At 71.0% G+C, this 20,233-nt stretch carries 21 protein-coding genes and 1 pseudogene; 11 read left to right on the top strand and 11 right to left on the bottom strand.

Going from position 1 to position 20,233, the window contains the following annotated elements; all coding sequences use genetic code 11:
• Positions 1 to 9: 9 nt before the first annotated feature.
• From QMO56_RS24970 to QMO56_RS24935, 8 genes are all read right to left on the bottom strand, one after another.
• Entirely contained in the window at positions 10 to 441 is a 432-nt protein-coding gene (locus tag QMO56_RS24970; protein ID WP_283530096.1) for a hypothetical protein, read from the bottom strand.
• On the bottom strand, positions 434 to 802 hold the full coding sequence (locus tag QMO56_RS24965) for a hypothetical protein (protein WP_283530094.1): 369 nt from the start codon (positions 800 to 802) through the stop codon (positions 434 to 436). Before QMO56_RS24965 ends, QMO56_RS24970 begins: the two co-directional genes overlap by 8 nt.
• Positions 799 to 996 (bottom strand): hypothetical protein, encoded by a 198-nt coding sequence (locus tag QMO56_RS24960; RefSeq protein ID WP_283530092.1) that lies wholly within the window; start codon positions 994 to 996, stop codon positions 799 to 801. Before QMO56_RS24960 ends, QMO56_RS24965 begins: the two co-directional genes overlap by 4 nt.
• Complete coding sequence (locus tag QMO56_RS24955) at positions 993 to 1,349, bottom strand: hypothetical protein (RefSeq protein WP_283530090.1); 357 nt, start codon at positions 1,347 to 1,349, stop codon at positions 993 to 995. Before QMO56_RS24955 ends, QMO56_RS24960 begins: the two co-directional genes overlap by 4 nt.
• Before the next feature lie 188 nt (positions 1,350 to 1,537).
• Positions 1,538 to 1,774: a helix-turn-helix domain-containing protein gene (locus QMO56_RS24950; RefSeq protein WP_283530088.1), complete on the bottom strand. Its 237-nt coding sequence runs from the start codon at positions 1,772 to 1,774 to the stop codon at positions 1,538 to 1,540.
• 92 nt (positions 1,775 to 1,866) lie between these two features.
• Complete coding sequence (locus QMO56_RS24945) at positions 1,867 to 2,529, bottom strand: hypothetical protein (RefSeq protein ID WP_283530087.1); 663 nt, start codon at positions 2,527 to 2,529, stop codon at positions 1,867 to 1,869.
• 260 nt (positions 2,530 to 2,789) lie between these two features.
• Positions 2,790 to 3,188: a hypothetical protein gene (locus QMO56_RS24940; protein ID WP_283530085.1), complete on the bottom strand. Its 399-nt coding sequence runs from the start codon at positions 3,186 to 3,188 to the stop codon at positions 2,790 to 2,792.
• Positions 3,189 to 3,223: 35 nt separating this feature from the next.
• The gene (locus QMO56_RS24935) at positions 3,224 to 3,472 is read right to left on the bottom strand and encodes a hypothetical protein (RefSeq protein WP_283530083.1); all 249 of its coding nucleotides are present in this window, start codon (positions 3,470 to 3,472) and stop codon (positions 3,224 to 3,226) included.
• Between the two features lie 310 nt (positions 3,473 to 3,782).
• On the opposite strand from QMO56_RS24935, the gene QMO56_RS24930 reads away from it, so the two are divergent.
• Both QMO56_RS24930 and QMO56_RS24925 read left to right on the top strand, forming a co-directional pair.
• Complete coding sequence (locus QMO56_RS24930) at positions 3,783 to 4,043, top strand: helix-turn-helix domain-containing protein (RefSeq protein WP_283530081.1); 261 nt, start codon at positions 3,783 to 3,785, stop codon at positions 4,041 to 4,043.
• Between the two features lie 92 nt (positions 4,044 to 4,135).
• Positions 4,136 to 4,699 carry a hypothetical protein gene (locus QMO56_RS24925; RefSeq protein ID WP_283530079.1) on the top strand — a complete coding sequence of 188 codons (564 nt, stop codon included), beginning with the start codon at positions 4,136 to 4,138 and terminating at the stop codon, positions 4,697 to 4,699.
• Positions 4,700 to 5,023: 324 nt separating this feature from the next.
• Here the strand turns inward: QMO56_RS24925 and QMO56_RS24920 are convergent, their stop codons facing one another.
• Positions 5,024 to 6,034 (bottom strand): P1 family peptidase, encoded by a 1,011-nt coding sequence (locus QMO56_RS24920; protein ID WP_283530078.1) that lies wholly within the window; start codon positions 6,032 to 6,034, stop codon positions 5,024 to 5,026.
• A 450-nt stretch (positions 6,035 to 6,484) separates the two neighbouring features.
• Complete coding sequence (locus QMO56_RS24915) at positions 6,485 to 7,828, bottom strand: phage integrase central domain-containing protein (RefSeq protein WP_283530076.1); 1,344 nt, start codon at positions 7,826 to 7,828, stop codon at positions 6,485 to 6,487.
• A 464-nt stretch (positions 7,829 to 8,292) separates the two neighbouring features.
• Between QMO56_RS24915 and QMO56_RS24905 the strand changes: the two are divergent.
• The 9 genes and pseudogenes from QMO56_RS24905 to QMO56_RS24865 form a co-directional block, all read left to right on the top strand.
• Positions 8,293 to 8,512 (top strand): annotated as a pseudogene (locus QMO56_RS24905) (IS5/IS1182 family transposase); the annotation flags it as partial.
• Between the two features lie 76 nt (positions 8,513 to 8,588).
• Complete coding sequence (locus QMO56_RS24900) at positions 8,589 to 9,185, top strand: ANTAR domain-containing response regulator (protein WP_283530074.1); 597 nt, start codon at positions 8,589 to 8,591, stop codon at positions 9,183 to 9,185.
• A complete protein-coding gene (locus QMO56_RS24895; protein WP_283530072.1) occupies positions 9,178 to 10,329 on the top strand; it encodes an ABC transporter substrate-binding protein in 1,152 nt (383 codons plus the stop codon). The genes QMO56_RS24900 and QMO56_RS24895 overlap by 8 nt, the downstream gene beginning before the upstream one ends.
• Before the next feature lie 366 nt (positions 10,330 to 10,695).
• Complete coding sequence (locus QMO56_RS24890) at positions 10,696 to 11,907, top strand: NarK/NasA family nitrate transporter (RefSeq protein ID WP_283530071.1); 1,212 nt, start codon at positions 10,696 to 10,698, stop codon at positions 11,905 to 11,907.
• Between the two features lie 14 nt (positions 11,908 to 11,921).
• Positions 11,922 to 14,390, top strand: coding sequence for a nitrite reductase large subunit NirB (nirB, locus tag QMO56_RS24885; RefSeq protein ID WP_283530069.1), 2,469 nt, complete (start codon positions 11,922 to 11,924; stop codon positions 14,388 to 14,390).
• Between the two features lie 5 nt (positions 14,391 to 14,395).
• Complete coding sequence (gene nirD / locus QMO56_RS24880; RefSeq protein ID WP_283530068.1) at positions 14,396 to 14,737, top strand: nitrite reductase small subunit NirD; 342 nt, start codon at positions 14,396 to 14,398, stop codon at positions 14,735 to 14,737.
• A complete protein-coding gene (locus QMO56_RS24875) occupies positions 14,734 to 17,379 on the top strand; it encodes a nitrate reductase (protein ID WP_283530067.1) in 2,646 nt (881 codons plus the stop codon). The genes nirD and QMO56_RS24875 overlap by 4 nt, the downstream gene beginning before the upstream one ends.
• The gene (cysG, locus tag QMO56_RS24870) at positions 17,363 to 18,796 is read left to right on the top strand and encodes a siroheme synthase CysG (protein ID WP_283530117.1); all 1,434 of its coding nucleotides are present in this window, start codon (positions 17,363 to 17,365) and stop codon (positions 18,794 to 18,796) included. The genes QMO56_RS24875 and cysG overlap by 17 nt, the downstream gene beginning before the upstream one ends.
• A complete protein-coding gene (locus QMO56_RS24865; RefSeq protein WP_283530065.1) occupies positions 18,786 to 19,799 on the top strand; it encodes a glycosyl transferase family protein in 1,014 nt (337 codons plus the stop codon). The genes cysG and QMO56_RS24865 overlap by 11 nt, the downstream gene beginning before the upstream one ends.
• Before the next feature lie 160 nt (positions 19,800 to 19,959).
• Here QMO56_RS24865 and QMO56_RS24860 read toward each other — a convergent pair.
• The coding region (locus tag QMO56_RS24860) for a transposase (protein WP_283530063.1) at positions 19,960 to 20,233 on the bottom strand (274 nt) is incomplete at its 5' end.

Raw genomic sequence — 20,233 nt, 5'->3', positions numbered from 1 at the left:
CGGAGTGCGTCATGCAACACCTCCCGCCGCCGTCTGCAGGTCGCGCGCCAGGCTCGCCAGTAGCTGGTCCTCTACGCTGAGAGGGCCGCCGTCGCCGCCGGTCTGCACTCGCATCAGCGCGACTTCTGCCTTGAGGCGCATTCCCTCGGCGGTGCGCGCCGGCCGCTCCATGACCTCGGCAAGGACGCGCTGCTGCTCCGGCACCAGGGCGCATTGTCGGCTGGCGAAGCGATCCGCCCGGGCCTTGTCGCCGGCCTCCTGGGCGGCGCACTCCAGCTCGAAGAGCCGGTTGAATTCGGCCTCCAGCGCGAGATAACGGCGGCAGGCGCCGGCCAGGCGGGCATCGGGTGCCTTGCTGGCGGTGCGCGCGGCGCGCGACGACAACACGGCCGCGGGAGTGGCCGCGAAGCGGGAGGGGGTGGTACGGTTGGCGTCAGCCATGGGCTCGCTCCGTTGAAGCGGGGTTGTGGTGAGGCCGAGGGGACGGGGACCAGCCGTCCGCCCGGCCGCTTGAATTCTGGGTCCGCAGGCCGCCGCGGCTGTGCGCGCGTGCCGAGGAGGCGCCGGCCTGCTCCGCCTCGCGCGGCACCTCGACCAGGTGCGGCGGGAACCTGTCGCCGGCGGCCGTGCGGACCATCTCGGGCGAGAGGCGCTGGTAGGCGGCGAGCGCCTGCAGGATCTCCTCCTGGATGCCATGACGGCCACCGATCTCGGCCAGCAGTTCCGCCACGGCGCGCGTTCCCAGGCGGCAAAGGTGGTCGGCACCACGCCGCAGCCGCAGGTCGGTGATGGCGGCGCTCATCGGGGCGCCTCCAGGGCCGTCTTCGCCGCCACCGCCGCCGCAAGGCTCGGGTAGACCACCGGCAGGCGGAGGCCCGGGAGTGCCAGGGCGGCACGGGGCTGGCCCTCGGCGTCGCGGCAGGCCTCCAGGATCAGCAGCCGGATCGGGGCCGCCGGGCGCGCGGGCGGCGGGGTCGGCTTGCGGCGGCGCTTCATGCTTGCCCCCGCGCCGCGGCCAGGGCCAACAGCCAGCGATAGGCCATGCCGGCATCGCGCTCGGTGGCGAAGGCCAGCAGCGCCGTTCCCCCCTGCGCCAGGGCCTCGGCCAGCATGACACGCCCGCGGGTGTCGGGCTGGGTCACGCCCGCATCGTGCGTCAGCAGGCAGGCCAGGACGCCGCGGTCGCCGAGCACATCCGGCGAGGCCGCCTTATGGGTCGCCGCCACCGCGACGATGGCAGACGGCCCGAAGGAGAGCGGCGAAAGGTGCAGCCGCACCACCGCGCCGCGCAGGGCGGTGGCCAGGTTGGGTGACGCAGTTCGCCCTTTGGGGGCTGAAGAGATGGTCATTTCACGCCTTTTCAGGCGCGGGAAGGTCTGGCGAGGTCTGCGGGAAGGCGGTACAATCCGGTGTCGCCGTAGATTGCACCAGTAGAGTTCCCGCAGCCCTCCGCCGCTTCACCGCGCGGAGGGTTTGCTGTTTCAGGGGCTCGCCGGCGCCAGCCGCGGCGCCGCGAAGGTCAGCACAGGGGCGTCCGTCACGCGGCGACGCCCAGCAGCGCGCGCAGGCTCGTCGCATCCACCAGCGTTCGGCTGCCCACCTTCACCAGCCGCAGGCGCCCGTCGGCGGCCAGTCGGTAGAGGGTGGCGCGCGAGAGGCCGGAGACGGCCGCCGCGTCGTTCACGGTGTAGGTGATCGGCTCACGGCGGGATGCCCTGGCCGCCATTCCGGCGAAGGCGGGGGCTGCGGTCCCGTAGCGGGAAGGTTCTTCCATCTGCCTCGTCCTGTTTCACGCGACACCATGCGGTGTCGGCGGACAGACATTGCCGGCCACTTTCCCCGAAATTGAGAGGGGGAACTTCGGATTTAGCCCGGAGGCGCCTCGGTCAGCTTGTCGGCCACCTTCTCAGGCGGGATCTCCAGGAAGAGGCTGCTTGCTTCGAGAGATACGCGGAATGCCTGGCAGTCTTGGGCTTCACCGGCTAAGCGGGCCTCCTCGCGCCAATCCTGCACAGCTTCCCAGAGTTGCCCTCGTTTGACCTGGACTGCTGCTTCCCAGCCTTTGATCCTGTTGGCCACATACCGAAGGGCCTTTTCCTCCTTCCAGGAGGCACGGGTCATCAAGATCTCCACCGCCGCGGCCGCCACGCCCCGCTGCCGCAACACGTGCTCCGACTTCTTGGGGCCACTTTTCGGCGCGATTACGAGCAGATCGTGGGATGGAATGCCCTTGTCGAGTTCTTCTAGGAGGTGGATGAGTTCCCAGAAGACCTCTAGGTGCTCTTTGGGAACTCCAGCGTCTGGAAGAGCGTCAACGATTGCCATCAAGCCGAGCCGAACTGTCACTCGCCGGTCACCGGCTCGTTTGAGCCTTTCTTCTGGCAATGCACTCTTGGGCAGCGCTTCCTTGTGAAGCTGGGACGTCGCCCAAAGCCGTTCCTGCAGCGGGGCTTGCGGATCGGCGGCGAGGTTGATGAGGCCATCTCTCACCGCGAGAAGCGCTGCTTCTTTGGAAGGGTCCAATGCCATAGCGCCTCCGCAGCGCGCTCCGCGAGGAAGAGCGGCGGAGCGGCCCGGCGCGGAGAGCCGGGCACGAGGCGGCCAAACCTTGCCCCGCCGCGCAGGATCATAGCCAAGGACGGTACGTAGAGGGAACACCCAAGACGGCGCTTGCAGGTTCGCGGCTCGCCGCTGCCGAGCCTGCTGCCGGCCGAGTAGCCCGCCTGGGGAAGCGCCGAGCAACGCCCGGCTGTCCCGCGCTGCACGCCTCCGGTCCTGACGCGAGAGCATCAGCCCATCCCCGCCATGCGGATGAGGTCGTGCATCAGGTCCCAGGCCCATTCCGCGGCCGGGCCATCGGTCGGCTTCTCGCTCCCGTCCGGCCGGCGTGCCTCCGCCTTCGCCGCCTGGGCCTTCGCCAGCATGCCCTCGATCGTGCGCGGCTGCGCCTCACTGATGGCCTCGCGGGTCCGCTCGTAGGCGTGCCAGAGCGGATCGTCCTCCGGGTCCAGATCGCCGACGTCGACGTTGTAGGCCTCGATGTTGGCGATGTGCTCGGCGCAGAGCCGGATCAGCTCGGCATCCGGGCCAGCCGCGGCGCCAGGGCGCGGCCGCGCCGCAGAGAAGGGGAGGGTGGGAGTGGCCGAGACCATGCCAGCGGTGGCGGCGATCGGCAGAAGGGCGGTCACGGCTGACCTCCTCGAGATGGCATTCGTTCCAGACATCACAGCGCGGCTCCCGCGAGCATGAGGCCGAGACCGAAGCTGCCCAGGGCGACCGCGCCGACATAGGCTGCGGCGAAGGACGAGGCGGGGATCTTCGGCGGAAAGCCGCCCGGCAGCGGCGGGGCGCCCGGGACAGGGCCGCCATACCAGGGGAGCTGCGCCGGCGGCCGGAAGCCGCTCAGCGGCGGCAGGTCGCCGTTGGCCAGGTAGGCCAAGCAGCGCCGCAGGAAGCTCGGGCGGTAGAGCACTCCCTTCGGAGGGGAGTGATTGTCGGTGGCCAGACCGTGAACGTTCCGGCCGGCGCCTGTCGCCTGATCGGGCACCGCGGGAATGATGGTAGACCTTCTGGACGCGCCAAGCGGTGGCGCGGTATGCGCGTGCGTAACCATGATCCAGGCTCCGTGAAAGCCAGGGTTGCGGTTAGGCTGGAGGAAGCGGTTGGCGCCGCGCCTCCAGCCACTACGCCGGTGTTCCTTGAAACATCCTGCGTGATGTGCCAAACATAATTGATGCCGTTCGAGGCGTCAAGCTTGAACCATCATAGGTGATGTCTGGCGCATGATATCGGCGAAGCAGATCAAGGCTGCCCGGGTGTTCCTCGACTGGGAGCAGCGTGACCTGGCGGAGCGTTCCGGCCTATCTCTCCCCACCATCCAAAGGATGGAGAAGCTCGGTCTAGAGCGCAGCTCTGTCGCCAACGCCCAGAAGGTCCAGGCGGCCCTCGAAGCTGCCGGCGTCGAGTTCATCCCGGAGAACGGCGGCGGCGCGGGCGTGCGGCTGAGAAGGCGTGCTGCGGAGCGCGACTATCTTTCTGACTAGCAGGGTGCCGGTCGGCAGTGGAGAGTTTGCTCAAAAGCAGGACGGGGATGCTCGCCTGAAACTCGTTCGGTAACGTAGTGGCAGAGGTTCTGATGACGGTGAAAGATGAGGGTTGGCGGCCCTCCGGGCGTCCTTTCGGAAAGCCGTCCCCGCGTAGGTTTGACCTCTTCAAGGGTGAGCCGAACCAGATCTTCTATGCCAGCTATGGTTGGGCTTTGAGCCAATGGGCTTCGGTGGAGGCCCGACTGGGATGGGTATTTGGCTCAATGTTCGAGGATCGCCGAGACCTTGCTTACCCGAATACACTTCCTGAAGCAGCCCTACGTGCTATCGTGAACTTCAGATCGCGGATTGATGCGGTTGATGCAGCAGCGCAGAAGAGCCTTTGCAAAGAGCAGTACCCGGAATGGCTAAGGCTCAAGAAGCGCGCGGAAAGAGCGTCGCGGAATAGGAACTTCCTTGCTCACGGTATAGTTTTCGGAGGAAGGAAGAGTGAAATGTTCATTATCCAAAGCGAATATAACCTCTCTTCTGGCGAGAGGATTTATGTAAAGCAAATAATAAATTGGGGATATGATTTCCGAGATCTGGCGTCTGACCTTTTCGATTTCCAGCCGGCGCTACGCAGGCGGCCACCTATGATCCCTTCTGCTTGACCTCTTTGCTACAACAACCCACCACCTCACCGAGGAGATATGCCTAACCGAGGAGGCTTCTGGCGACGTTGGAGCACCGACGCAGAGGGCAGTCGCGTGCTGGCCGGCCTCACCGCCGATGAGACGAGCGAGTATTTCAGCCTGTCCCACGCTGAGCCCGGCGTGTCCTGCCAGGAGGCCCAGGATCGCCTCCGCGTTCTCCACCAGAAGCATCTCAGGGCCGCGGCCGCCAAGCCCGTGCATTCGGACGATGCGGCCGAGAGTGGTGAAGAGGCATCTGAGGGATGAGAGCGCAGGGCCGCGTGCCCTTGGCTCCTTGTGCGCTCAGCGCGCCGTGCCGGCTACGGCCAGTTCCACGGCGCTCAGAGGGCTCGGGCCCACGGCTCTCGCGGCCCTCACCGCTTTCAGCACAGCCGCTGTCACGACCCGCGGCACGGCAGCGCCCATGACCATCATGTCTGCCGCCTGGGTCGCGCGTGCCGTCGCGATGGCGAAGATCGTGTCCCCGTCCAGGATGGTGTGAATGGGGTCTATGCAGCGCGCGAGCCCGTCATGCGCCGAGTTGGCGAGAAGGCGGCACTGCGCTTTCGTGAGAGCGGCATCCGTGGCCAGGACGCCGATGGTGGTGGCCGATCCCCTGTCCACGGACGCCGGCTTCTCGCTTTGCAGCAAGGTTGCCGTCGTGCCGCAGGGCCTCGTCCCGGTCGGATCAAGCGCTCCGGCAACAATCTCTCCACTCCCGGGATCAATGACGTCCCCCACCGCGTTGACCGCAACGATGGCGCCGATGGTGATGCCACTGACCTGCATGGCCGCGGTGCCGATCCCACCCTTCATCGCCCGCTCGATGCCGAACAACTTGCCGACGGTTGCGCCCGTGCCGGCGCCGACGCTGCCCTGCCCGGGTGGGGATGCCGTGGCGGCCTCGCAGGCCGCGTAGCCGGCGGCTTCATCGGGCCGGATGCTGTGGTCGCCCACCGAGAGATCGAACAGGATTGCTGCAGGCACGATCGGCACCCGCGCCGGCCCGACGGGCAGCCCGTATCCACGCTCCTCGAGCCAGCGGACAACCCCGCCGGCGGCACTCAGCCCGAAGGCTGAACCTCCCGCCAGCAGAATGGCGTGCACCTGCTCGACGGTGTTGGACGGGTCGAGAAGATCGGTTTCCCGCGTTCCCGGCGCTGCCCCGCGAACCGCCACCCCTGCAGTCGCGCCCTGCTCGACAAGGACGACGGTGCAGCCGGTCGGCCGGCGCGCCTCGGTAAAGTGTCCGACCTTCACCCCAGGCACGTCGGTGATCGATCCGCCAATCGGTGCAGTGCGAGCCAAGTGCATGAGGCTTCAATCCCTCGGGCCGTCGTCGCCGTCCGACGATGGTGGACCCTAGGCCTCTCGGCGCTGCTTGGTCCATCGCCCGGCCTTACCGAGGCGGCGCTGCGTCTTCTGACAGCACTCCTCTTCGCGAGGAAGTTCGCCTTCCACGCGCGAGGGGGCCCCGTCGCCTACCCCTGCTTGGCGGCTGGCGTCGTGCGCCGGGGTTAAGGGCGCACGACGGACGGGGCGGCGGCCGTCCGCGGAGCAGTCAGCCGTTCGCATTGGGCGCGAAAGAGGGTTTTCGGAGGTTTTCGGGGAATTTTCGGACAGCGAGTTCCCGAGAAATACGGTCTCCAATGCTCAGAAGATCAACGGCTTAGCAGCCCTCCAGGAGTTTTCGCCTTTTTCGGGGTTTTCGGTAGGGGGTCTAGAATAGAAATGCGTGATGCGCGGTGGTGGAGAGGGGTAAGGCTAGCCTGCCTCGGTGTTCTCCTCGGCCGCCGCTACCTTGCTCCGGCTGCTCTCGCCGCAGCACCACTCCGCCCAGGCAACCATCAACGGCACCCTTAGATCGAACAGGTCGGACCGCCGGTAGCGCGCCGCCACCGTGTTCTCGTCCTCATGCGCAAGGGCCTTCTCCGCAGCCGCGGCATCGCCGGGCCGGGTGTCATCCACCCAGGTACGGAAGCTGGCGCGGAAGCCGTGCGGCACCGCCTCCCGCCCGTCCGCGTCACGCCACGGTGGCGGCGCGCCTTCGGGCCGGTCGGCGTTCATCCGGCGCATCACCGCGGAGAGCGCCATGTCGCTCAGGGGCGCCTTGCCGCTGGCATTGGGGAAGACCAGGGCGTCGGTCAGCAGGCGCGCCAGGCGGGGCACGTCCGCCGCCTTGGCGTTGGCACCGGTGCGCCGGACATAGGCCCGGGCCAGGATGTCCAGCGCCGCCGGCGGCAGCGGCACCCGGTGCGGCTGCAGGGTGACGGACTTCCGCCCCTTCATGCGTGCGCCGTCCACCGTCAGGGTGGGCACCCCATCGAAGGACAGCTCCGACCACCGCACGCCCCGAACCTCGCCGGAGCGCAGGGCTGTCAGAACGGCAAACCGCAGCGCCAGGGCAGCGAGGCCGGGCATGGCGTCGAGCGCCTTCATGAAGGCCGGCAGCTTGGTCCAGGGGAGAGAGGGTTGCTTCTTCCCGCCGGGGAGGGCGGAGAGGCCGAGATGACGGAGGGTCTTGGTGTCGGCCGGGTTCTCGCCGCCGCGCCAGCCGCGCGCCGCGGCATAGCGGAGGACAGCACCGGTCCGCTGCAGCACCTTCTTCCCCACCGTCGGGCGGTCACGCCACACCTCCTCGATCATGCGCAGCACGTCATCGCGGCCGATCTCCGCCACCGCCATCTCGCCCAGCACCGGGAAGGCGTACCGCTCCAGCGACGCCTGCCAGAAGTCGGCCGTGCGCTCATGCTTCCAGCCTGGCGCCTCCTTGCGGATGTAGGCCTGCGCCACCGCCCGGAAGGTCCGGGCCTCCGCCTCCGCCTGGGCGTGTCGCTCCGCCACCAGCGCCTTGGCCTTGCCCTGCTTCTCCCCGATCGGGTCCAGGCCGGCGGCCGCCTTCTCCTTGGCCGCTCGAGCTGCGGCGCGGGCCGCCTTCAGGCTGACGATCGGATACCCGCCCAGGCCCATGTCCCGGCGCTTCCCCGCCGCCGTCAGCCGGCAGAGCCAGACCTTCGCACCGCTGGGATGCACCTCCAGCAGCAGGCCGCCACCATCCGACCTCCGGTAGGGCTTCGGGCCCGGCTTCAGGGCTTCGATTTGCTTCACGTCGAGGGGCATGGCGGCACGTGGCGATGAGTGTGGGGGACGGGGCAGCGTTCGATGTCCTGGCGCCGTCCCCCACACTATCCCCCACACTCGGCGTGCGTCACCTGGATTTGGCCAGACACGACGGGAGACAGTGAAGCGGCCTGGATCAGAGGGTTGAGGAGCTGGCTGCGTCGGCGGGAGACAGCGTGAGGCAGCAGTTCGATTTCCGCCGCGGACACCAATTTTCCTTCTTGAGAACTCGCTCTCCGGTTGGGTCGAGAGCGCCTGGAAGACCCGGTTGACCTTCGACACCGTCGAGCAAATGCGCCAGGCTCTGCTGGCCTTCCGCGACACCCACAACACCAACTGGCTGATCGAGCGGCGCGGGTTCCAGGCACCCGCCGCCATGCGCCAGCAGCAGCTTCAAACCGCGGCCCTGGCCGCGTGGGCTCGAATCCGGTGTCTCATCATCCGCGGGCGGTGCAGGTGCACGGCCCGCCATTCTACCCAAGCGAAAGGGCGCGCCAGTCGCCTGTCCTGCCTGGATCTCCGGTACCCGCTCTCGCGTGGAGAACCTCCGCGCGCCTGAAGGAATGGCGCGCCGTCGCCACCCGCTACGAGGAGGCCGACACCTCTTTCCTCGGCGTCTTTTGCCTCGCAGCCGCCGCCGATTGGATCAAGCTCCGACAGGCTTTGGCCTGACATCGAACTTTCCCTGGCATGCGCTTTGCTTCAGCTCTCCGGGGAAGTCCGAGGCAGGGCGGCACTTGAGACACGGTTGCTGAAGTTGAAGGTTCTGCTGATCGATGCCGAACCGGAGCGGGCGCGGATTGTCGAAGCGCATCTCGCGTCTGCCGGAGCTACCCTCACGGTGCGGCCGCGCCCGGGCGAGACCCTGCCGGAGGCCGTCGCGCGCGAAAGGCCCGACGTGGTCATCGTCGACATGGGGCGCCCGGACCGGGATTACCTCGACGATATCCGGCGCGTGACCCACCACAATCCACGTCCTGTCGTGATGTTCGTGGATGCGGATGATCCGGCCTTCATGGAGGCGGCGATCGAGGCAGGTGTCTCCTCCTATACGGTGGTCGGGATGGCGCTGCCGGACGTGAAGCCGATCGTGCGCGCGGCGGTGGCCATGTTCCGCCGCTACCGGCAGGTGGAGGCGGAGCTGCAACATACCCGAAGCAGCCTGCGCGAGCGCTTGCTCCTGGACCGGGCGAAGAGTCTTCTGATCAGGCAGCGGCGGATGAGCGAGCCGGAAGCGCATCGCTGGCTTCGCCGCCAGGCCATGGAGCGCAGCCGGCGCGCCGTGGACATCGCCATCGAGGTGCTGCGGGCCGCCGGGGAAAAAGGACTGTCGGACGATGAGTGACCCGAGCGGTGCGCGCGGAAGGATGCGCCTAGGCCTGCTGCGCCTGACGGATGCCGCGCCGGTCGCGCTGGCCACTGCGCGCGGCCTGTTCGCGGAGGAGGGCGTGGCGGTGGCCCTCTCGGTCGAGCCTTCCTGGGCCAATGTCGCGGACAAGCTCGCCTATGGCCTGCTGGACGGGGCCGTGATGCTGCCCCCGCTGGCGCTCGCGATGGAGCTCGGCCTGCGCCCGGCGGCGACCGGGCTGCTGGTGCCGATGTCGCTGAGTCTGAACGGCAATTCGGTGGTGCTGGCCGAGGCGCTGGCGGCGGCGGTGCTGCGGGATGGCGCCCGGCCCTCCGCGCTGGAGGCGGGGCGGCGCCTGCGCGGCCTGCTGGAAGATGGCCGGCGGCCGCGCCTAGCGGTGGTGCAGGGCTGGTCCACGCACGACCTCCTGCTGCGCTACTGGCTGGCGGCCAGCGGCATCGATCCGGAAGGGGCGGTGGACATCACCGTCGTGCCGCCGGCGGAGATGCCGCAGGCCCTGGCCGCCGGCCGGATCGACGGCTTCTGCGCCGGCGCGCCCTGGGGCGCCGTGGCGGCGCGGATGGGGGCGGGGCGGGCGGTGGTCCTGTCCTCCGGCATCTGGCGGAACCACCCGGAGAAATGCCTAGCCGTGCGAGCCGACTGGGCCGAGCGCCACCCCGACATCCTGCAATCCGTCCTTCGGGCGCTGCTGCGGGCCGGCCCGGCCTGCGACGATCCCGCCGGCGCGGCGGATCTGGCCGCGCTGCTGGCCGGGCCGGGATGGGTGGGGGTGCCGGCCGATCTCGTGGCGGCCTCCCTTCCGGGTGGCGCGGGCGGCGATGTGGATCGCTCGACCTTCGCCGCCCATGCCGCCGCCTTCCCGTGGCGATCGCATGCGCGGTGGTTCACGACGCAGATGGCGCGCTGGCACAGCCTGCCCGCCGACGCGGCGGAACGGGCCGAGCGGGCCTATCGCCCGGACCTCTATGCACAGGCCGCCCGCGCCGTGGGCCAGCCCGTGCCGCTGGCAGGCCGGAAGCCGGAAGGCGCTCATGGAGCATCCTGGAGCCTGGCGGCGGAACCCGCCCCCATCCCGATGGAACCTGATGGGTTCTGCGACGGAACGCGCTTCGGGTTCTGAGCTTACGCGGGCCGCCAATCCGGCTGGCTTTCGCCTATTTTGTAGGCGCTCGTTCGGAGAGACAGGGATTTGCCTATGATTTGTTCTGAGCAAAACCAAATGTGCAAAAAATAGGCATACTTGCCTTACCGTGCGGCACGATGGAGGCAAGCAGCCTGGGCGATTGATCTGGCATACGGCTTGCTTGGAAGTTTTCATGTCGCCAGGGCCGGTCCGCAGGACCAGCGCGGCGCGTGACGGGCGCCCTCCAAGGGCGGGGGGCGCCTGAGTGAGCCGGTCCGGCCCCGTGCCGGTCCCTGAGCGCGATCAGCAGGTCAATGGCGGCCTGCAAGCGGACGCATATGCGGTCCGCGGAGCGTACTCCCGGTGCACAAGGATTTCCTGCGGGCAGGCCATCTGCCCACACTGATCGCCGCCTTCCTCTATTTCGACCTTTCCTTCATGGCCTGGGTGATCCTGGGCCCGATGGCCGTGCAGATCGCCGCCGATCTCGGCCTCAACCCCGCCGAGAAGGGCCTCATGGTCGCCACGCCGGTGCTGGCCGGCGCGGGCTTCCGCTTGGTCAACGGCGTGCTGGTGGACCATCTCGGCCCGCGCCGCACCGGCCTCATCAGCCAGGTGATCGTCATCGCCGGGCTGCTGGCGGCCTGGTGGTTCGGCGTGCACAGCTTCGCGCAGACGCTGCTGGTCGGGCTGGTGCTCGGCATCGCCGGGGCGTCCTTCGCCGTCGCCCTGCCGCTCGCCTCCCGCTGGTATCCGCCGGAGCACCAGGGCACCGCCCTCGGCATCGCCGGCGCCGGCAATTCGGGCACGGTCTTCGCCGCGCTCTTCGCGCCCGGCCTCGCCGCGGCTTTCGGCTGGAGCAACGTGTTCGGCCTGGTGGCCATCCCGCTGCTGCTGGTCCTGGTGGTCTATCTGCTGCTCGCCAAGGACAGCCCCAGCCATCCGGCGCCGAAGCGCCTGCCGGAATACCTGGCCGTGCTGCGCACGGGCGATGCCTGGTGGTTCATGCTCTTCTACAGCGTCACTTTCGGCGGCTTCGTCGGCCTCGCCTCCTCGCTGACCATCTACTTCAGCGACGTGTACGGCCTCTCGCCGGTCACGGCGGGCTACTTCACCGCCGCCTGCGTCTTCGCCGGCTCGCTGGTGCGCCCCATCGGCGGCATCGTGGCGGACCGGATCGGCGGCGTGCGCTCGCTCACCGCCATGTACGCGGTGGCCGCCACGGCGCTGGCTGTGGTGAGCCTCGGCCTGTCGCAGAGCTGGATGGCACTCGCTGTCTTCATCACCGCCATGCTGGCCCTCGGCATGGGCAATGGCGCAGTGTTCCAGCTCGTGCCGCAGCGCTTCCGCGACGAGATCGGCGTCATGACCGGCCTTGTCGGCATGACGGGCGGGCTCGGCGGCTTCTGGCTCGCCTCCAGCCTCGGCCTGGCGAAGCAGCTCAGCGGCAGCTACGCGGGCGGCTTCCTGATCTTCGCGGCGCTGGCCCTGGTGGCGCTGCTCGGCCTCACCGGCGTGAAGCGCCGCTGGCGCAGCACCTGGGGCGCCGCCACCGCCGGCGCCGCCCGGATCTGAGCGGGAGACACGGCATGAACATGATCCCGCGCCAGCGGCAGCGCCTGCTCGTGGTCGGCAACGGCATGGCGGGAATGCGGACGGTGGAGAACCTTCTCCGCCTCGCGCCACACCGCTACGACATCACGGTCTTCGGCGCCGAGCCGCATCCGAACTACGACCGCATCGCGCTCTCCTCCGTCCTCGCCGGCGAGAAATCGCTCGAGGAGATCGTGATCAACAGCCGCGACTGGTACGCGGAGAACGGCATCCGCCTGATCGCCGGCGACCCGGTGGTGGCGCTGGACCGGGCGGCGCGGACCGTCACCTCCGCCTCCGGCCTGACCCTGCCTTACGACCGGCTGCTGATCGCCACCGGCTCGAAGCCGCTGGCGCCGCCGATCCCGGGCCTCGGCCTGCCCGGCACCTGCGCCTTCCGCGATATCGCCGATGTCGAGACGATGATCGCCGCGGCCCGCAGCGGCCGCCGCGCCGTCGTCATCGGCGGCGGGCTGCTCGGGCTGGAGGCCGCCTGGGGGCTGAAGCGGCAGGGCATGTCTGTGGCCCTGGTGCACCTGATGCCGACGCTGCTTGAGCGGCAGCTGGACGCCACGGCGGGCACGCTGCTGCAGCGCGACCTGGATGGGCGGGGCATCGCCTTCTTCACCAACGGCCAGACCGAGCAGATCCTCGGCAGCGAGCGCGCGGAAGGCGTCCGCCTCGCCGATGGCCGCGAGATCCCGGCCGAGCTGGTGGTCGTGGCCATCGGCATCCGCCCGAACATCGACCTCGCCCGCGCCGCCGGGCTCGACGTCAACCGCGGCATCGTGGTGGATGACGGGCTGCGCACCGAGGACCCGGACATCTTCGCCGTCGGCGAATGCGTGGAGCATCGCGGGCAGGTCTTCGGCCTGGTCGCGCCGCTCTGGGAGCAGGCGAAGGTCTGCGCGGCGCAGCTCGCCGGGGATGCCGCCGCCACCTACGCCACGCCGCCGCTCTCGACCCGGCTGAAGATCACGGGCGTGGACGTCTTCTCCGCCGGCGCGCTCGCCGCCGCCGATCCGGCCGACGAGGAGATCACCTTCCAGGACATCGCGCGCGGCATCTACCGCAAGCTGGTGCTGCGCGGGGGCAAGGTGGCCGGCGTGGTGATGTATGGCGAGGTAGCGGATGCCGCCTGGTACTTCCAGCTGCTGCGCGAGGGCACCGACATCGCCGCGATGCGCGACACGCTGATCCTGGGGCGCGCCGTCGCGACCGCCGCCAGCGGCGCGGCGGCGCCCGACCCGTCGGCGGCGCTGGCGGCCCTGCCGGAGACGGCGGAGATCTGCGGCTGCAACGGCGTCTGCAAGGGCGCGATCACCGGCGCCATCGCCGACCTCAGGCTGACCACGCTGGAGGCGGTGCGGGCGCACACCAAGGCTTCGGCCTCCTGCGGCTCCTGCACGGGGCAGGTGGAGGGCCTGCTGGCGCTCGCCCTCGGCGGCGACTACGCGAAGCCCGCCGGCGAGAAGCCGATGTGCAAGTGCACGCCGCATGGGCACGACCATGTGCGGCGCGAGATCCTGGCCCGCGCGCTCAGGAGCATCCCCGCCGTCATGCAGGAACTCGGCTGGACCCGGCCGGAGGGCTGCGCCTCCTGCCGGCCGGCGCTGAACTACTACCTGCTCTGCGCCTGGCCGGGCGAGTACGAGGATGACGCACGCTCCCGCTTCGTGAACGAGCGGATGCACGCCAACATCCAGAAGGACGGCACCTATTCCGTCATCCCGCGCATGTGGGGCGGCGTGACCAACGCGAAGGAGCTGCGCGCCATCGCCGAGGTGGTGGAGCGCTACGGCATCCCCAGCGTGAAGGTGACGGGCGGCCAGCGCATCGACCTGCTGGGCGTCCGCCGCGAGCAGCTTCCGGATGTCTGGCGCGACCTGAACGCGGCCGGGATGGTGTCCGGCCATGGCTATGGCAAGGCGCTGCGCACGGTGAAGACCTGCGTGGGCTCCGAATGGTGCCGCTTCGGCACGCAGGACAGCACCGCGATGGGCGTGGCGCTGGAGAGGATGACCTGGGGCTCCTGGCACCCCCACAAGGTGAAGCTCGCCGTCTCCGGCTGCCCGCGCAACTGCGCCGAGGCGACGATCAAGGATTTCGGCGTCGTCGCGGTGGAGAGCGGCTGGGAGCTGCATGTCGGCGGCAATGCCGGCATCCATCTGCGCGGCACCGATCTCCTGTGCAAGGTGAGCACGCCGGAGGAGGTGCTCGAATATTGCGGCGCCTTCCTCCAGCTCTACCGGGAGGAGGCGCGCTACCTGGAGCGCACGGCGCCCTGGGTCGAGCGCCTCGGCCTCGAGCATGTGAAGGCGCGGGTGGTGGAGGATGCGGAAAGCCGCCGCGCCCTGCACGCGCGCTTCCTTCACGCGCAGCGCTTCGCCCAGAAGGACCCCTGGGCCGAGCGCGCCGCGGGTGCCGATGCCGGCGCCTTCTCCACCCTCGTGCCGGCGGAGTGAGCGCCATGGAACTCGGGATCATGGATCGCGCCGGCTGGATGGAGGTCTGCGGCGTGCAGGACATCCCGCGCCAGGGCGCGCGGGTGGTCGCCACGGCGGCGCATGGCGAGGTGGCGGTGTTCCGCGCGCTGGATGACACGGTCTTCGCGCTGGAGGACCGCTGCCCGCACAAGGGCGGCCCGCTCAGCCAGGGGATCGTGCATGGCCACGCCGTCACCTGCCCGCTGCACAGCTGGGTCATCGACCTGGCCAGCGGCGAGGCGGCGGCGCCCGACAAGGGCTGCGCGCGCCGCATCCCCGTGCGCGTGGAAGGGGGGCGCGTGCTGCTGGCAGCGTCGCGGCGATGAGCGGCGCCGTCCGGACCACATGCCCTTATTGCGGCGTCGGCTGCGGTGTGCTCGCGCGGCCGGACGGCACGATCAAGGGCGATCCGGCACATCCGGCCAATCAGGGCCGCCTCTGCTCCAAGGGCGCGGCCCTGGCCGAGACGCTGGACGATTCCGGGCGCATGCTGCACCCGCTGGTCGGAGGCGCCCGCGCCTCCTGGGATGCGGCGCTCGACCGGGTGGCGGCGCGCTTCCGCGAGACGGTCGCGGCGCACGGGCCGGAATCCGTCGCCCTCTACGTCTCCGGCCAGTGCCTGACGGAGGACTACTACGTCGCCAACAAGCTGATGAAGGGCTTCATCGGCAGCGGCAACATCGACACCAACTCGCGCCTCTGCATGGCGTCCTCGGTCGCCGGCCACACCCGCGCCTTCGGCGCGGATGTGGTGCCCGGCGTCTATGAGGACCTGGAAGAGGCCGACCTGGTGGTGCTGGTCGGCAGCAACCTCGCCTGGTGCCATCCCGTGCTGCACGCGCGGCTGCAGGCGGCGAGGTCCCGGCGGGGGACGCGGGTGGTGGTGGTGGACCCGCGCGCCACCGCCACCTCCAGCGGCGCCGACCTGCACCTGGCCATCGCGCCGGGCGCCGATGTCGCCCTCTTCGCCGGGCTGCTCGGGCACCTCGCGGCCGCCGGGGCGGTGGACCATGCCTGGGTCGCCGCGCACGCCACCGGGCTGGAGGCCGCGCTGGCCGCCGTGCCGGACCGGGCGCGCGTCGCGACCATCACCGGCCTCGCGCCCGGCGACATCGCCCGCTTCTTCGACTGGTTCGCGGCGACGGAGCGCACCGTCACCGTCTACAGCCAGGGCGTGAACCAGTCCTCCGCCGGGACGGACAAGGTAAACGCCATCCTCAACTGCCATCTGGCGACAGGGCGGATCGGGCGCCCCGGCATGGGGCCGTTCTCCGTCACCGGCCAGCCCAATGCGATGGGTGGGCGGGAGGTCGGCGGCCTGGCCAACCAGCTTGCCGCGCATATGCGCTTCGACCGGCCGGAGGATCTCGACCGCGTCCGCCGTTTCTGGGGCGCGCCGAACCTCGCCCCGCAGCCGGGGCTGAAGGCGGTGGAGCTGTTCGAGGCGGTGCGCGAGGGCCGGGTGAAGGCGCTCTGGATCATCGCCACCAACCCGGCCGACAGCATGCCGCGCGCGGCGGCGGTGCGGGAGGCGCTCGCCGCCTGTCCCTTCGTCGTCGTCTCCGATTGCTGGCCCACCGACACCACGGCGCAGGCGCATGTGGTGCTGCCCGCGGCGGGCTGGGGCGAGAAGGACGGGACGGTGACCAATTCCGAGCGCCGCATCTCCCGCCAGCGCCCCTTCCGCGCCCCGCCCGGCGAGGCACGGCCGGACTGGTGGATGCTGGCGCAGGTCGCGCGCCGCATGGGCTTCGAGGCGGCCTTCGCCTGGGAATCGCCCGCCGCCGTGTTCCGCGAGCACGCCGCGCTCTCCGCCTTCGAGAATGACGGCACGCGCGTCTTCGACATCGGCGCCCTCGCCGCGCTGACCGACGACGCCTATGACGCGCTCGAGCCCGTTCGCTGGCCTTTCCCGGCGGGGGGCGGGGAGGGGGGACGCCTGTTCGCCCGCGGCGGCTTCCCGACGCCGGATGGCCGCGCGCGCCTCGTGCCCACCGTCTGGCGCCCCCTCGCGGCGCGGCCCGACGCGGAGTTCCCGCTGCTGCTCAACACCGGCCGCATGCGCGACCAGTGGCACACCATGACCCGCACCGGCCGCGTGCCCCGGCTCATGGCGCATGCCACCGCCCCCGCCGCGGCCTTCTCGCCCGGTGACGCGGCGCGGCTCGGCCTCGCCGAGGGGGGGCTGGTGCGCCTGACCAGCCCGCATGGCACGACCGTGCTGCGCGCCGCCATCGAGCCCGCGCAGCAGGCCGGCGAGATCTTCGTCCCGATGCACTGGACGGACGCCTTCGCCGCCTCCGGCCCGATCGGCCGGCTGGTGGGTGCCGCCACCGATCCCGTCTCCGGCCAGCCCGAGCTGAAGGCGACCCCGGTGCGGGCGGAGGCCGTGCCGGCGCATTGGCGCGGCGTGCTGCTGCATTGCCGCGCGATCCGCCCCGAGGGCCCGCACTGGTCCCGCGTGCCGGTGGGCACGGGCCATGCGCTGGAACTCGCCGGCACGGCGCCACTGCCGCCCGGCGCGGCGCTGCGGGATTTCGTGTCGCGCCTGCTGGAGGCTCCCCCGGGCGCCGAATGGCTCGAACTCGCCGACCCCGCGCGCGGCACCTGGCGCTTCGCCACGCTGCGGCAGGGGCGCGTCGAGGCCTGCCTCTTCCTCACCACCGGGGAGGCCGGCGCCAGCCTGCCCGGCGGCGCGGCGCTGGCCGCCCTGCTAGAGGCCCCGGTGGCCGAGGCGGCCCGCAGCGGCCTGCTGGCGGGCCGCGCGGCCACCGCCGCCTGCGCCACCGACCGCGCGGTCTGCACCTGCTTCGGCATCGGGCTCGGCGCGCTGCGCGCCGCCATCCTGGAGCGCCGCCTGACCGATGCCGAAGCCGTCGGCGCCGCCCTTGGCGCCGGCACGAATTGCGGCTCCTGCCTGCCCGAGATCAGGGAGATCCTGCGTGACATCCATGCCGATGCCGCCTGAGGCGGTGCCCACGCCCTTTCCCGTCTTCCTCGACCTCGCGGGCACCGAGGTGCTCGTGGTCGGTGGCGGCGACGTCGCGGCGGCCAAGTGCCGCCTGCTGCGGCCGGCCGGCGCCGCCATCCGGGTGGTGGACCCGGCGCCGGAGCCGGTGATCGAGGACCTCGCGGCCGCGGGGCAGGTGGCCTTGCTCCGCCGCGCCTTCGCGCCGGAGGATCTCGACGGAGCCCGCCTTTGCTACGTCGCGCTGGACGACGCGGCAGAGGCCGCGGCCGTGGTGGCCGAGGCCCGGCGACGCGGCGTGCTGGTGAATGCCGTGGACCGGCCCGCGCTCTGCGACTTCACCACCCCCGCCATGGTGCAGCGCGGCCCGGTGGCCATCGCCATCGGTACCGCCGGCCTCGCCCCCGCCCTGGCGCGCGACCTGCGCGCCCGCATCGAGGCGGCGGTGCCGCCGGCCTTCGGTGCGCTGGCGGCCTTCTGCGCCCGCTGGCGCGACCGCGTGGCCGCGGCCCTGCCGGACCGCGACCGGCGCCGGCGCCTCTGGGACGAGGTGCTGGAGGGCGCCGAGGCCGCCGCGCTGCTGGAGCGCGAGGACGCCGGCGCCGCCGATGCCGCCATGGAGGCCCGCCTGGCCCGCTCCGGCACGGCCCCGCAGCGCGGCCGCGCCAGCCTGGTGGGGGCCGGCCCCGGCGACCCGGACCTGCTCACCCTCAAGGCGCTGCGCGCCCTGACCCGCGCCGATGTGGTGCTCTACGACAAGCTCGTGGACCCGCGCGTGCTCGGCCTCGCCCGCCGCGACGCGCGCCGCATCGATGTCGGCAAGCGTTGCGGCCGCCACTCCATGAGCCAGGCCGCGATCAATGCCCTGCTGGTGCGGGAGGTGCGGTCGGGCGCGCATGTCGTTCGCCTGAAGGGGGGCGATCCCTTCATCTTCGGCCGCGGCGGGGAGGAGCTGGAGGCGCTGCGGGCCGCCGGCGCGGAGGTCGAGGTGGTGCCCGGCATCACCACGGCGCTCGCCGTCGCGGCGCGGCTGGGCGTGCCGCTGACGCATCGCGGCGCCGCGCGGGGCCTGCACCTGATCACCGCGCATGGCGCCGACGACGCGCTGCCGGCCCATGACTGGCGCGCGCTGGCGGAATCGCAGGGGACGCTGGCGGTCTATATGGGGGCGCGCACGCTGCCGCGCCTCGCCGGGGCGCTGCTGGCGGCCGGGATGGCGGCGGACACGCCCGCCATCGCCGTGGAGAATGCCAGCCTGCCCGGGGAGCGGCGCATCGCCGCGCCGCTTGCGGAGATCGCCGGGGCGGTGGCGGCGGCCGCGGTGCAGGGGCCGACGCTGGTGCTGATCGGTGCCGTCGTGGCACTCGCCGGCACCGCCACGCAACGGACGGCGGAGGCAGCGCGCCATGCCGCGTGAAGCCGGCATGGCCGTGGCCGAAGAGGCGGCGGAGGAGCATCCCTTCGCGCCCTTCATCCGCACGCTGGGGCGTGGTCCCGGCCGTTCCCGCGCGCTCACGCGCGAGGAGGCGCGCGAGGCGCTGGGAATGGTGCTGCGGCGGCAGGTGGACCCGCATCAGGTCGGCGCCTTCCTGATGCTGCTGCGCTATCGCGGCGAGGACCCGGATGAAATCGCCGGCCTGGTCGAGGCGGCGCGCGCGGCGGCGGGCTGCGGCACGACGCCCGGCCCGCAGGTGGATCTGGACTGGCCCTCCTACGGCGCCGGCCGGACGCGGGGCGCCCCGTGGTTCCTGCTCGCCGCCCTGGCGCTCGCAGGGGCGGGCCATCGCGTCCTGATGCATGGCTCGAACGAGTTCTCCTCCGGCCTCGCCGTGCCCGAGGCGCTGGCGCGGCTTGGCCTGCGCCCCGCCGGCGACCGTGCCGATGCGGCCCGCCTGCTGGAGGCCACAGGCTTCGCCTACCTGCCGCTGAGAGCGCTGAGCCCGGAACTCGATCGGCTGCTCGGCCTGCGGGAGTTGCTCGGCCTGCGCTCGCCAATCAACACGGTGGCGCGCCTGCTCGACCCCTTCGACGCGCGGGCCGGGGTGGATGGCGTCTTCCACCCGCCCTACATCGCGCTGCATCTCGCGACCGCGGAGCGGCTGGGCCGCCGGCGCCTCCTGGTGGTGAAGGGCGGCGGTGGCGAGGCGGAGCGGACCCCCCTCAAGCCGGTGACGGCGCATCTGCTCGACCAGACGCGGGGGCGCTGCGAGATCACGCTGCCTGCCACCTGCCCGGGCGAGGCGAGGCCCCCCACGGCGGAGGACATCCTCGCCGTCTGGCGCGGAGAAGCTGGCGGTGTGGCCCTGGCAACTGTGCTGGCGACGCTGTCGCTCGCCTTGCTGGCGCTTGACCCGGCTGCCGCGCCCGTCCACGCCGATGCACGTGCCGCCGAGATCTGGCGGCAGCGAGGAGGCATATAGTCGCTATCGAACGGGCGTAGGATGACGGCGCCCGCTCGCGACCGCCTGTGATCCTGCGCCGCGCCAGAGGGTGTTCGCCCCCGGTTCCCATCGCCACACTGTTTCCTTCCTGAGGACTCGCTCTCCTGACCAGCCCCCATTGACTGGTCCGGGCGAGATTTTAGTGGAGCATGGGCATTGGCGGGGCCGATGAACCGTTGGAACCGGGATGGGGCATGGGCTTGGCTCCTCCTGGCATGATCACCTCCGGGGCTGGTGGTCTGTAGCCGAGCGACGAATGGGGGCGAGCGGTGTTGTAGTGCACGCGCCACTGCTCGATCAGCACCCTGGCTTCAGCCAGCGAGTTGAACACCTCGCCGTTCAGCAGTTCATCGCGCAGCTTGCCGTTGAAGCTCTCCACATAGCCGTTCTCCCAGGGGCTGCCGGGCTCGATG

This window comes from Roseomonas sp. E05, from assembly GCF_030063475.1.
GTDB lineage: Bacteria > Pseudomonadota > Alphaproteobacteria > Acetobacterales > Acetobacteraceae > Pseudoroseomonas.
This window is presented reverse-complemented; position numbering and strand designations above follow the sequence as displayed.